Below are 12,097 nucleotides of genomic sequence, written 5' to 3'. Positions count from 1 at the left end.
AGAAAATGCTGAACTGATTATTTGACCTGACTGATTCCCTTCCCGTCTTCGCTTGCCGACACTCCGTCCTTCCCATGGCCTTGTGCCAGGGCCAGCGCCGGTGGTCGCTACCCGCTTCGGGCGAATCGCGGTGATGGTCTGCTACGACCTGGAGTTTCCCGAATGGGTGCGCCTGCCGGCGCTGTCCGGCGCACAACTGCTCTGCGCACCGGTGAACTGGCCGGCGGCACCGCGTCCCGAGGGCGAGCGGCCAGGCGCAGCTGGGCGAATGAAAAAGGGCGCGGGCCAGTATCGGCGCCGCGCCCTTTTGCCGGAGGAGAACCTTATTCCAGTTCGGCTGCGCTCTCTTCCTGGCGCTTCAACCCGGTATGACTGATGGCGTGCAGAGCGGTATTGAACTGTACGGTCTCGTTGAAACCCTTGACGATCTGCGCCAGCTTCTCGCGGGCGCTTTCCAGCTTCTTGAAGCGCTCGCCGAGTTCCAGGCTGCGCTGCTGGACGCTGGCTTCGCGCTTTTCCAGTTCGGCCTGGCGCAGGTTCTGCTGGCTGCGCAACTCTTCGAGGCGTTCCTGCTCGATCTGCAGTACTTCGGCTCGCCGCGCGCTGCTGCGCTCGCGGGCTTCGACGCTTTCCGCGAGTTGTTGCAGGGCCGCGCTGCGCTCGGCGAGGAGACGGTTGCTCTGCTCGGTTTCCCGCTCCAGCGCCTGGCGGTCGTCCTGCAGGCGCTTGTGCCACTGCCGGAGCTGCTTTTCCTTTTCCTGCAATTGCCGCTCCTTCTCGTGCAGTTGCGTCTGGAGCGACTCCAGCGACTCCTGCTGCTTGAGCGCTTCCTGCTTCTGCTGGCTCAGTTGCTGGGCCATGCCGGCGAGGTCGGCCAGGGTGCCCTGCACGTCCTGTAGCAGATGCTCGGTATCGTTGCCGATATCGAGCGCGGTATCCGTATCCACGTGGGCTTCATCCTCGGGTTGGCGAATGACGGCGGCGGCCTGGGTGGGCGCCTCTCTGGCGTTGGCCCCGCCCTCGGCGCCGGCCAGGCGTGCGGGCGGCACCCGGAGGCGCAGCGACAGGCTGGGGACCCTGGCCGATACCGGTTCCGGCGCGGGTGCGGCGAGGGGGGAGGGGCTCGGGGGCATGGAGGATTCCTCGGCGGCGTCTGGAGACGGAAGGTTGGCGCTGCCCGTGGCGTCGGCGGCGTGCAGCGCGGGGTGGAGCATCTGCGCCAGGTCGGCAAGCTCCTCGCGAAGATGACTGGCGTTGTCGACGAAGGCGCCGATGGCCTCGGCATCCGCTACCTTGGCGGACTGCTCCGCTTTCGCCGGGAACTCGGCTGGCGCCCCACCCTCGGGCGCTGCCGTTTCCGCCTCCGGCCGCGGCTCGGGCTCGACGCATCCGGCCTCGGTGACGGTTTCGTCTTCCGCCGCCTCGGGCTCGTCGATGGGCTCCGCCGGCCCGTCCGTGGTCTCGTCCGCATCGTCTTCGGCGAGGACATCGGGAGCGGCGTCTTCGAAAAGGGCCTCCTGGACGAGCGGTGGGACTTCCGCGCAGGGTTCCTCGCCATCCAGGGCGGGGCCGTAGCCATGGGGGGACTCGAAGGTGACGAGCTTCATCACCCATTCGCGTTCGAGCACCAGGGAGCGGTGTTCTTCCCGCCGCGAGGGGGCGATGGCCGCGTCCTGCAGGTCGATGAGGTGGTAGGCCAGATCGCTGGTCCGGCGGTTGCCGGTGGTGGCTTCGCGGACCAGTTGGCGGAACACCTGGATGGCCGCCTCGCAGGCCTCGTCGGTGTCGAGACGGCCCAGGCGGAAGCCGTCGTCGGTCTTGAACAGGGAGGCGATGTAGACGCGCGAGTCGTTTTCGTCGACCTGTTCGTTGAGGCTGTAGGCGATGAAGTTGCGGTCGCTGGCGGGAATGGCGAAACCACACAACAAGGCCGCATTCAGTTCCGTCTGCTCGGCAGTTTCCACACTGATGGTTCGAAGAAGCATAAGCCCTGGAGATCCCGTTGGTGCTTGGAAGGTGTAACGGGCGAGGGTACCGGGAGCTATGGGCGAGGTAACTTGGACGAGTCCTATTGCCTTGTAAGAAAAATCTTGAAGATTTTACTGCGTGCCGTGCCCAGCGCACCGCGCAGGCTCGTCCGCTCGTACGGGTCCGGCGCGCTTCAGCGATCCGCCATCAGGACGACGATGGCCTCGGCGACGAAGTCGGCGTTGCGCTCCAGGGTCTGCAGGTGGTTCATGACGACATCGTAGGTTTCGCCGCCTTCATGGCGCTTCGCCCAGATCGCCAGCTCCTCCAGGGCCATGCCGAGGGCACTCTGGTTCTGGTTGAGACGGCAGAGCAGGGCGACAGTCAGGTCGTGATCCAGCATGGCGGTACTCCTGATCCTGAAAAACTCAGCGTAGACCCCCTGGCGCTCCGCCGACACGGAAGCGGTTCACGAAAAGACGAAGCGGTTCAGCCGCTGCCGACGAGGTGGCCTGCGTTCGTGGCCGGTGCCCACGGCGCAGCGCTTTCGATAGCCCCCGGCAGCTTCGGACCGACCTGGCAAGGGGACCTATCCGAACGGCGAGGGTGGCCCGCGGTGGTGGCGCGCCGCATGGCCAGTTTCCCATGCCGCCTGGCTATACTGGCGGCGCGGGAACAAGACGCCGTCCATGAAGAGCGTCCCGGACCCGAACGTCGCGCTTCCTGTCATCTCCGCTACCTATCTTTCGTTCTTCTGCCGCGAAACGGCTTTCGGATGAAGGCGGCCGGCGGTCGCTCGTCGCGCCGTCCCGGGGTTTCCCTGTCCGTGCCGATCCGACCCGTGTTGCCAGCGAGGGGTATGTACGCAATGTCCGTGACCGATGCCAGTTTCCCGATCATCAACTGGTCGAAGGCGATGCCTTCGTTGCGCCAGCTGATGTATTTCGCCTGTGTCGCCGAGTACGGCAGCATCGGCCAGGCCGCCGAGGTGCTGCACGTTTCGCAGCCGTCGCTGTCGCGGCAGATCCAGGCGCTCGAAGTGCACATCGGCGAGGCGCTGTTCGTCCGCGGTCCGGCCGGGGTGAGCCTGACCGAGGTGGGCAGGGTGGTGCATTGCCGCGCGGTGAAGATCATCGCCGAGGCCAAGGCGCTGACCCGCGACATCGGCGACGGCGACGACCGCCAGTTGCACATCGGTTTCAGTCGCTACCTCGATCCCGGCTGGTCCGGCGAGCTGGCCCGGCAACTGAAGGAAGCGCGGGTGTGCAGCGCCGTTTCGCCATCCTGGGCGCCATCGCTGGACCTGCTCAGCCTGGTCCGCGAGTCGTCCCTGGACGCGGCGATCATCGGCGCGCCGCCGAAGGTGGTGCGTGAATACGAGTTGATGGAGATCGGCAGCTACGAGCACGTCATCGCCCTGTCGGAAACCCTGCACCGGCGACTGGCGCCCGACTGGTCGCTGAACGACCTGATCGGCGAGCCGCTGCTGGTACCGAAGGACTCGCTGTTTCCCGCCTACAGCCAGTTCATGAACGATGCGATGGATGCCGCTGCCTTCGCGCCCCGGCGCAGCGTGCGGCCGAACGACCTGAGCATTCTCCTGGCCCAGGTCGCCAGCGGCGACGGCTTCGCCTTCCTGCCGTTGTCGCTGACCAAGTTCGCCTATCCGGGGGTGGCCTTCACCGCTCTGCCGGCGGCGGTCAACGAAGGCTTCCGCCTGCCGGTGGGGCTGGCGGTGTCGCCGACTTCGCGGCTTCGCGCCAGCGACACCCAGTTCGAATGCTTCGTCGAGACCGCGCGGCGGGTCGCCGCCGGTTGAGGGACGCGGCCGGGAGCGCCGGCCGCGCGAGGGGCTTCAGAGGGTCTTCATGTACTCGACCAGGGCGCGGCGCTGCTGCTCGTTGAACTGCGCGTTGCCGTAGTCGTGGCCGCCATTGGCGTTGCCCGGCTTGCCGCTGTCGAAGAGGAAGCGGTTGGCGCCGCCGGCATCGGTGATGTAGCCGACGTTGACCGGGTCGAACTCGACGCTGCCGGTATAGAAGGTCCGCGGCCGCAGGTCCGGCGGCAGCAGCAGGTCGTAGAGGGTCGCCACCGAGCCGTTGTGCAGGTAGGGCGGGCTGGCCCAGATACCGTTCAGCGGGCGCGCCTTGTAGGCCATCAGGTCGCTGGTCATCGCCAGGCACTGCTCCAGGCGCCGGGCCTTGTCGCTGCCGGCCGCGACGTTTTCGGCCAGGAGCAGGGCGCCTGGCGCGTCCGCGGCGGTCGCTTCGGCGCTGTCGGCGTCGGGGCTGTCCGGCACCGGACTGATCAGCGGCGGCAACTGCCCGTCGAAGATGCCCAGGGCGGCGGTCTGGAAGGCACCCAGGGCGACGCTCAGGCCGCGCGCGGCCAGGGCCTGGACCACCACTTCCTGGAGCACGTCCACCGCATAGGCCTGCTTGCCGTAGAAACCGCGTTGGCCGGTGCCGACGAAGGACAGGTAGGGCTTGCCGCGCACGTAGCCGGTCTTCAGTTGGGCGATGCTGTTGCAGGCGGTCCACGGGTCGGTGCCGATCGGCGCGACCTCGCCGCGCGCCTGCAGGTGGGTGAGCACGGTCTTCACCGGGGTCCGCAGGTCGTTGCGGTCCAGCGGCGTGTGGCAGCTGGAGCAATGTTGCCGGTACAGCTCGCGGCCCTCGGCGACCCTGGTCGGCTCCGGGGCGCCGAACAGCTGGTTCGGCCAGGCCGGCGGCTTCAGTTGGCCGAGCTGGTCTTCGATGCGGATCAGGTTGTCGACGTTGATGCTCGACGGGTAGCCGATGTGCAGCGCCGACTGGATCGGGCTGAGCACCTTGACGTCGGCGAATACCCCGACCGCCTCGCCGGCGTTGCGCGCCAGGGCGCCGACGTCGAACTTGCGGTTGTCGATCTCGACCACGTTGATGTGGTTCGGGTTGAAGCCGGTCCACTGTACGCGGTCCAGCTGCGGTACGTTCCACAGGAACGGATAGCTCACGGGGGCGTCCTCGGCGCCGTAGATCTGCTCGTCGGCATGCAGTTCGTAGCCCACCGAGTTGAAGATCGAACCGATGGCGTCCAGGCGGCCCGGGCCGAACTCGGGATCGTGCGGCAGGTTGAAGTGCGAGCCGTCGCGCAGGCGCACGATGGTGGCGTCCAGGGCTGCCTGCAGGCGTGCCTTGTTGGCGTCGTTGTAGCCGCTGACCAGGCCATCGGCGCCGAGCACCTTGCGGGCGAAGCGCTCGAACTTGGCGGTGTCGGCGCGGGTGCTCTGCAGGGCGCCGAGGATCTCCAGCTGGAAGCCGGCGAGGTCGCCCATGGTCTGCCCGCCGTAGACGGTCAGCTGGGTGCCCTGGTAGCTGATGTGCGAAGTGTGGCACATGCTGCAGGTCGGTCCGACCCAGGGTTCCCTGGAGCCCTGCAGGGCTTTCCAGCGCAGCTTGGTGAAGGTCAGGTCGCTGTCGTCGCTGCGGTCGACCGCGTAGCCCTGCACCACCTTCACGCTGGAACCGCCGAGGGTGTGCGGGACATAGCCGTACTGGCGGATCAGCGCATCGGACATCAGCGGTTCTTCGCTGGCGCGCTGCTCCAGCGCCACCAGCCAGGCCAGCGGCAGCATCCGCGAGCCCTGGCCGGCTTCCAGCCAGGCGGTCTTCTGGGTCTGGTTCCAGCCCTGGTCGAGGTCGACGCCGCTGTCGTCGGCGAATGCCGGGGCACCGGCGAGGACGGAAAGGATGGCAAGGCTGAGTCGCGATAGGGTCATCGGGCGGTTCTCTCTATTGGGCATGTGGGCGGGGCCGGCTCACAGGGTCTTGAGGTATTCGAGCAGCGCCAGGCGCTGGCTTTCGTCGTACTCGCGGGCGAAGTCGTGGCCGGCGTTGGAGTTGCCTTCCAGGTGGGTGTCGAAAAGGAAGGCGTTGTCCGGGCCGGGCGCGGTGAGGTAGCCGACCCGGCTCGGATCGAACTCGTGGCTGCCGGTGTAGAAGGTGGCCGGCCGTTGCTCCTGGGGCAGCAGCAGGTCGTACAGCGACGGCACCGAACCGTTGTGCAGGTAGGGTGCGGTGGCCCAGATGCCGTTCAGCGGGCGAGCGATGTAGCCGAGGAATGGATGCTCGGTATTCAGGCAGTAGTCCTTGCGCGCACTCTTGTCGGTGGGGACTTCGCCGGCGGCGAGGCTCTGCGCCTGGCTGTCGGCAGGGGCGGCGCCGGCCAGCAGCAATTGTCCGGCGGGCACCGCTTGCAGGCTGTCGGAGCCGGGCAGGGTCTGCTGCCCGGTGACGATGGCGTGGATGATCTCGGCGATGCCGTCGGCCAGCTGGCCTTTCTTGCCGAGCATGATCTGGAACACCTCGGGGACCTGCATGTCGGCGATCTTCGAAGTCCGCCCGACGATGCCGACGCCGCTGGGGGTGCCGAGGGACGGTCGGAACAGGCCGAAGTAGTTGCCGCTGGGGCTGCTGAAGGTGAAGGTGTTGCAGGCCATCCACGGGTCGGTGCCGATCGGCGCGTCGTCGCCATGGGCCTTCAGGCGCACCTGGCGGACCTTGATCGGGGTTTGCAGGTCGTCGCGGCCGATGCTCGCATGGCAGGCCGCGCAGTTCTCCTCGTAGAGGCGCTTGCCCTGGGCCAGCCTGGCGCTGTCCGGGGCGCCGAACAGCTGGCTCGGCCAGGCCGGCGCCTTGAGCTTGTGGATCAGGCCCTCGACACGGGTCAGGTTGTCCACGCGGATGCTCGATATATAGCCCTCCAGGCCGGACAGCGGATGGCTGACCACGTCGCCGTAGTCGCCCTGGACCACGCCGATGTCGCCGGCCAGGTAGCCGAGGTCGAAGACCTGGCCGTTGAGGTCGAGGACCTTGACGTTGGGCACGAATCCGCTGGATTGCAGCTTGTCCATCTGCAACGTGTGCCACAGTGCCGGGAAGCTGGTCGGCGCGTCGGTCGGGTTCGCTTGCAGATGGCGGGCGCCGGAGTTGATTGCCGCGCGGTTGAGTGACTGGCCGGTGGCGTCGAGGCGCCCCGGGCCGGGTTGCAGGTCGGTCGCGGACATGCTCAGCAGGGTGTCGATCAGCGCCGCGCGTTTGACCAGGGCGGCCTTCAGCAGCTCGCGGTTGGCCGGGCTGTCCTCGCTGCCGAGGACGTTGCCGGCGAAGCGCGCGAACTTGTCGCCGTCGTCGCTGGTGCGGCGCAGCGCGGCGAGCACTTCGTCGAAGATCGCCTGGACGTTGGCCAGGGTGGCGCCGGCGTCGACGGTCAGTTCGCTGCCGCGGTAACTGATGTCGGTGGAGTGGCAGCCGGCGCAATTCAGCCCGACCCAGGGTTCGCTGGACGACTGGCGGGCTTTCCAGCGCAGGCGGGTGTCGGAGAACTGGCTGTCGTCCTGCTGGTCGAGGGCGAAGCCGCGCGGCAGGCGCAGTTCGCCGCCTTGCCAGTTGCGCAGGGGAAAGCCGAGGCGCCGGGCGTTGTCTTCGGAGAACAGGCGTTCCTCGCTGTCCGGACGTTCCAGCGCCTGGGCCCAGGCCAGCGGCAGCAGCCGCGAACCGAGCGAGGCGTCGTACCAGGAGGCGCGTTGCTCGGCGTTCCAGCCTTGCTCGAGCTGGATTTCGGTGGCGACGGCAGGGCTGCCGGCGGCGGCCAGTGCGGCGGCCAGCAGGACCCGCGAAAAGGTCGGATGCATCGTGTTCCCCTCATGGCTGACGACGTCTGCGTCCCCACAGGGCAGAGCGATGCAGTGCGCTCGATGGCTGGGCGTGCCGCCACTTCGTCCCTGACGGGAGCGCGCCGGCCGCGGCGCGCCGCGGGCCGGAACGTCCGGTTGGGCACTACGCTACGGAGTCGCGGCGGCCGGCGGGTAATGCTTTTTGTGCGACGGAAAAGGTATGGGAAACGGAACCGCCCGGTCCGGAAAGGGCGCGCCGGTCGGGCTTCGCCGTGCGCGCCAGGTTCGCAGGGCGGAGAGCGCCTAGGGCGTTGCCCGTTCTATCGGACAATCCCTGCCGGGCTTGCGGACGAAGACCAGGTAGAGTGCGCTGAGCAGCGCGAGGAACGGCACGCCGAAGACCAGGGTCATGCGGAACGCCTCGGTGAAGAAGGTGGTGACCAGGATCGCCGCCATCAGCGCCAGGCCGAGCAATGTCGACCAGGGCGCCAGGCGCATGCGGAAGGCCAGCGGCGCGCCGCCGTGGCGGGCGCGGTGGCGGCGGAAGCAGAGGTGGGTGAAGAAGATCATCAGCCAGGTGAAGAGGGCGCCGAACATCGACACCGCCATCATCAGGGTGAAGGACTGCTCGGGGTAGACCAGGTTGAGCAGGGTCGCCAGGGCGATACCGACGCTCGACAGCAGCAGCGCGTTCAGCGGCACGCCCTGGCGGCTCAGTTCGCCGAGGCCCTTCGGCGCGTGCCCCGCGCGCGACAGGCTGAACATCATCCGGGTGGTGATGTAGAGCTGGCTGTTCATCGCCGACAGCGCGGCCACCAGCACCACGAAGTTCATCACTCCGGTGGCGCCGGGCAGGCCGATCGCCTGCATCACCGTGACGAACGGGCTCTGGCTCTGCCCGGCCTGGTCCCAGGGGACGATGGCGAGCATCAGCGCCAGGGTCAGCAGGTAGAACACCACCAGGCGCACGATGGTCGAGCGGAACGCCGACTTCACCGCCTGTTCCGGATGCTCGGCCTCGGCGGCGGCGACCGCGATCATCTCCACGCTGAGATAACTGAAGATCGACACCACCACGGCGATCCACATGCCTTTCAGGCCGTGCGGGAAGAAGCCGCCGTGGGCGCTGTAGTTGTGCACGCCGTAGGCCGGGTTGGCGGAGCCGAACACCAGGTAGGCGCCGAGCAGGATGAAGGCGACGATGGCGGCGATCTTCAGTGTCGAGAAGCAGTATTCGAAGTTGCCGAAAGCTTTCACGCTGCTGGCGTTCAGGCCGATCAGCAGGGTCGAGAAGGAGATGATCCAGACCCATTCCGGGATATCGGCGAACCAGTACTTCATGTACATGGCCACCGCCGTGACCTCGGTGCCCACCGCCAGGACGATGGCCGCCCAATAGGCGTAGCGCACCAGGAACCCGGCCAGCGGGCCGACGTAGTGCTCGGCGAAGGCGCCGAACGAGCCGGGGGTGGCATGGGCCACGGTCATTTCCGCCAGGCAGCCCATCAGCAGCAGGGTGATCAGCGCGCCGATGGCGTAGCTGAGCAGGACGCTGGGGCCGGCGAAACCGATGGCGAAGGCGCTGCCCATGAACAGGCCGGTGCCGATGGCGCCGCCGATGGCGATCATGCTCATCTGCGCGGCCGAGAGCCGCCGTTGCAGGCCCTGTTCGCGGCGCGAGATGGCCTCGAAGCCCTGGGGGTCGTTCATCTGGATGTCCTCTGGAATCTTATTGGGGTTCTTATGAATTGCCGAGGGAACGTCGGTGGCGATGTGCGGGTGCCGGTCGCGGGCTCCTGTGCGCGAGAGCGGTGGGTGCTCGCGGGCCGCCCCGGGAATACCGGCGCGGTCCGCGCGGGCGGGACTCAGGTCACCTTGTGCCGGACCTGGTAGCGCGGCTCTTTCCAGGCTTCGCTCTGGAGGATTTCCAGCAACGCCTGCACCGCATCCCAGACCTCGACGAAGCGGGTGTACAGCGGGGTGAAGCCGAAGCGCAGGATGCCCGGCTCGCGGTAGTCGCCGATTACCCCCCGGTCGATCAGAGCCTGGACGATGGCGTAGCCCTGGGCATGCTCGAAGCTGACATGGCTGCCGCGCCGGGCATGCTCGCGCGGGGTCACGAGGGTCAGGCCGAAGCGTTCGCAACGGCTTTCCACCAATTCGATGAACAGATCGGCGAGGGCCAGCGACTTGTCGCGCAGGCGCTGCATGTCGGTCCGGGCGAAGATATCCAGGCCGCATTCGACCAGGGCCAGCGAGGTGATCGGCTGGGTGCCGCAGAGGAACCGGGTGATGCCTTCGCCGGGCTGGTAGCGCGGCTCCATGGCGAACTGGCGGGAATGACCGAACCAGCCGGACAGCGGTTGCCAGACACGCTCGCGCAGGCGCGGCGCGACCCACACGTAGGCCGGCGAGCCGGGGCCGCCGTTGAGGTACTTGTAGGTGCAGCCGATGGCGTAGTCGGCGTCGGCCGCGTGCAGGTCCAGCGGCAGCGCGCCGGCCGAGTGGGCCAGGTCCCAGATCGCCAGGGCGCCGTTTTCGTGGACCAGGCGGGTGACCTCGCGCATGTCGTGCAGGTAGCCGGTCTTGTAGTTGACATGGCTGAGCATCACCACCGCGGTATCCGCGTCGATCGCCGCCGGCAGTTGCTCCGGGTCATCTATCAGGCGTAGCCGGTAGCCGCGCTGGAGCATGTCGGTAAGGCCCTCGGCGATGTACAGATCAGTGGGGAAGTTGCTCGATTCGGAAACGATCACCTTGCGCCCTGGCGCGTCTTCTTCCTGGATCCGCAGGGCGGCGCTGAGCACCTTGAACAGGTTGATCGATGTGGTGTCGGTGATCACCACTTCGCCGGCGCGCGCGCCGATCAGGGGCGCCAGCTTGTCGCCGAGGCGCTCCGGCAGGCCGCGCCAGTCGGCGCTGTTCCAGCTGCGGATGAGCCCCTCGCCCCATTCCGCGGCGACCACTTCGGCGGCGCGCTCCACGGCGGCCCGGGGGCGGGCGCCGAGGGAGTTGCCGTCGAGGTAGATCACGCCGTCGGGCAGGGCGAACAGTTGGCGCAGGTCGGCCAGGGGATCGCCGGCGTCGAGCGCCAGGCAGTCGTCACGAGTGGTCATCGGTTACTCCGCGGTAGGCAGGGCGCGCAGCACGGCACGCACCGGGCTGGCATCGAGGTGGGTGAATTTCAGCGGCAGGGCGAGTAGTTCGTAGTCGCCGGCGGGCACGTCGTCGAGGACCACGCCTTCGAGGATCGCCATGCCGTGGCGGCCCACCGCGTGGTGGGCGTCGAGGGTCTTGGAGTGCTGGGGGTCGAGCGACGGGGTGTCGATGCCGACCAGCCTGACGCCGCGCTCGGCGAGGCACTCGATGGTGGCCGGAGCGATAGCGCAGAAGCCTTCCGGCCAGTTCGCCGGGACCCGTTCGAAGGTCCGTAGCAGCACCCGCGAGGGCAGGTCGTCGAGCTGGCCGGCGAGGTGTTCGGGGGTCACCAGCGGGTTAGCGCCGATACAGTGGATCACCCGGCACGGTCCCATGTAGATGTCCAGCGGCACCTGGCCGATGGGCAGGCCGTCGGCGCGGTAGTGCAGGGGGCCGTCGACGTGGGCGCCGGTATGCGGCGAAAGGGTGATCCGGCCGACGTTGACCGGGCACTGCTCGTCCAGCCGCGCCGCCCATTCCTGCTGGAACGGCGTGTCGCCGGGCCAGGTCGGCGTGTTCGGGTCGAGGGCGGGACTGATGTCCCAGTAGCGGAGCGAAGTCATTGTTTTTCTCCGGAAGTCCAGCGAATGATAATGAACGAGATTTCGGAGAATTTTCGTGCGAAATGCAAGGTCGCATGGCAATCTATTCGCACAAAATTCGAAGATAGCTATTCATTCTGATAGGAATTGCACATGTCCCTGGACGCCATCGATCTGCGCATTCTCCGTCACCTGCAGCAGGACGGGCGGATGAGCAACCAGGACCTGGCGGAGAAGGTCTCCCTCTCGCCATCCGCCTGCCTGCGCCGGCTGCGCCTGCTGGAAAGCGAGGGGATCATCCGCGGCTACTCGGTGGAACTGGATGCCGAGCGACTGGGCGTGGAGCTGGAAGCCATCGTCCATGTGTCGCTGCGCCAGGACGTCGAGGGTTGGCACGAGGCGTTCATCGCCAGGGTCCGGGACTGGCCGGAGGTGGTCACCGCCTATGTGGTGACCGGCGCCACCAACTATGTGCTACGGGTCCGGGCGCGCAACCTCAAGCACTATTCGGACTTCATCGTGAACAAACTGAACCGCGCCGCCGGCGTCACCGATATCCGCTCGGAAATCGTCCTGCAGGAGATCAAGGCCGGTGCCGACCTGCTCGACCTGGTGAACCTGAAGAGTTGAACGGGGCGACCCCTCATAAAAGCATGAGTGCAATGAGCGGGAGGAATTTTCAGTCGTCGAGGGAAATAATTATTTTGTCTTTTTTCATGGGGTTACGAGTTAT

The 12,097-nt window shown here is 67.3% G+C and carries 9 protein-coding genes and 1 pseudogene; 3 read left to right on the top strand and 7 right to left on the bottom strand.

What is annotated here, in order from left to right; all coding sequences use genetic code 11:
• Positions 1-91: 91 nt before the first annotated feature.
• A pseudogene (locus tag ACYAF3_RS26430) lies at positions 92-295 on the top strand (nitrilase-related carbon-nitrogen hydrolase); the annotation flags it as partial.
• A gap of 28 nt (positions 296-323) precedes the next feature.
• Here the strand turns inward: ACYAF3_RS26430 and ACYAF3_RS26425 are convergent.
• Positions 324-1,985 carry a hypothetical protein gene (locus tag ACYAF3_RS26425; protein ID WP_023129894.1) on the bottom strand — a complete coding sequence of 554 codons (1,662 nt, stop codon included), beginning with the start codon at positions 1,983-1,985 and terminating at the stop codon, positions 324-326.
• A gap of 176 nt (positions 1,986-2,161) precedes the next feature.
• A complete protein-coding gene (locus ACYAF3_RS26420) occupies positions 2,162-2,371 on the bottom strand; it encodes a hypothetical protein (RefSeq protein ID WP_003088759.1) in 210 nt (69 codons plus the stop codon).
• A 513-nt stretch (positions 2,372-2,884) separates the two neighbouring features.
• Here ACYAF3_RS26420 and ACYAF3_RS26415 point away from each other — a divergent pair.
• Positions 2,885-3,787 carry a LysR family transcriptional regulator gene (locus tag ACYAF3_RS26415; RefSeq protein WP_003139628.1) on the top strand — a complete coding sequence of 301 codons (903 nt, stop codon included), beginning with the start codon at positions 2,885-2,887 and terminating at the stop codon, positions 3,785-3,787.
• A gap of 36 nt (positions 3,788-3,823) precedes the next feature.
• On the opposite strand, the gene ACYAF3_RS26410 is transcribed toward ACYAF3_RS26415, so the two are convergent.
• The 5 genes from ACYAF3_RS26410 to kynB form a co-directional block, all read right to left on the bottom strand.
• On the bottom strand, positions 3,824-5,728 hold the full coding sequence (locus ACYAF3_RS26410; RefSeq protein WP_016253490.1) for a 10S-dioxygenase: 1,905 nt from the start codon (positions 5,726-5,728) through the stop codon (positions 3,824-3,826).
• 39 nt (positions 5,729-5,767) lie between these two features.
• Positions 5,768-7,642: a (7S,10S)-hydroperoxide diol synthase gene (locus tag ACYAF3_RS26405; RefSeq protein WP_003114856.1), complete on the bottom strand. Its 1,875-nt coding sequence runs from the start codon at positions 7,640-7,642 to the stop codon at positions 5,768-5,770.
• A 285-nt stretch (positions 7,643-7,927) separates the two neighbouring features.
• Positions 7,928-9,334, bottom strand: coding sequence for an amino acid permease (locus ACYAF3_RS26400; RefSeq protein WP_023131113.1), 1,407 nt, complete (start codon positions 9,332-9,334; stop codon positions 7,928-7,930).
• A gap of 155 nt (positions 9,335-9,489) precedes the next feature.
• The gene (gene kynU / locus ACYAF3_RS26395; RefSeq protein WP_017002113.1) at positions 9,490-10,740 is read right to left on the bottom strand and encodes a kynureninase; all 1,251 of its coding nucleotides are present in this window, start codon (positions 10,738-10,740) and stop codon (positions 9,490-9,492) included.
• Positions 10,741-10,743: 3 nt separating this feature from the next.
• Positions 10,744-11,385, bottom strand: a complete 642-nt coding sequence (kynB, locus tag ACYAF3_RS26390; protein ID WP_003114853.1) for a kynurenine formamidase KynB — start codon at positions 11,383-11,385, stop codon at positions 10,744-10,746.
• A 132-nt stretch (positions 11,386-11,517) separates the two neighbouring features.
• Here kynB and kynR point away from each other — a divergent pair, with 132 nt between their 5' ends.
• The gene (kynR, locus tag ACYAF3_RS26385) at positions 11,518-11,994 is read left to right on the top strand and encodes a kynurenine pathway transcriptional regulator KynR (RefSeq protein WP_003088777.1); all 477 of its coding nucleotides are present in this window, start codon (positions 11,518-11,520) and stop codon (positions 11,992-11,994) included.
• The last annotated feature ends 103 nt before the right edge of the window (positions 11,995-12,097 follow it).

Source organism: Pseudomonas sp. TZ252, assembly GCF_056110345.1.
This window is presented reverse-complemented; position numbering and strand designations above follow the sequence as displayed.

Coding starts and splice junctions, on each gene's coding strand:
- ACYAF3_RS26410 (WP_016253490.1), bottom strand. CDS start 5,728: ATGACCCTATCGCGACTCAGCCTTGCCATCCTTTCCGTCCTCGCCGGT.
- ACYAF3_RS26400 (WP_023131113.1), bottom strand. CDS start 9,334: ATGAACGACCCCCAGGGCTTCGAGGCCATCTCGCGCCGCGAACAGGGC.
- ACYAF3_RS26420 (WP_003088759.1), bottom strand. CDS start 2,371: ATGCTGGATCACGACCTGACTGTCGCCCTGCTCTGCCGTCTCAACCAG.
- kynU (WP_017002113.1), bottom strand. CDS start 10,740: ATGACCACTCGTGACGACTGCCTGGCGCTCGACGCCGGCGATCCCCTG.
- kynB (WP_003114853.1), bottom strand. CDS start 11,385: ATGACTTCGCTCCGCTACTGGGACATCAGTCCCGCCCTCGACCCGAAC.
- ACYAF3_RS26405 (WP_003114856.1), bottom strand. CDS start 7,642: ATGCATCCGACCTTTTCGCGGGTCCTGCTGGCCGCCGCACTGGCCGCC.
- ACYAF3_RS26415 (WP_003139628.1), top strand. CDS start 2,885: ATGCCTTCGTTGCGCCAGCTGATGTATTTCGCCTGTGTCGCCGAGTAC.
- ACYAF3_RS26425 (WP_023129894.1), bottom strand. CDS start 1,985: ATGCTTCTTCGAACCATCAGTGTGGAAACTGCCGAGCAGACGGAACTG.
- kynR (WP_003088777.1), top strand. CDS start 11,518: ATGTCCCTGGACGCCATCGATCTGCGCATTCTCCGTCACCTGCAGCAG.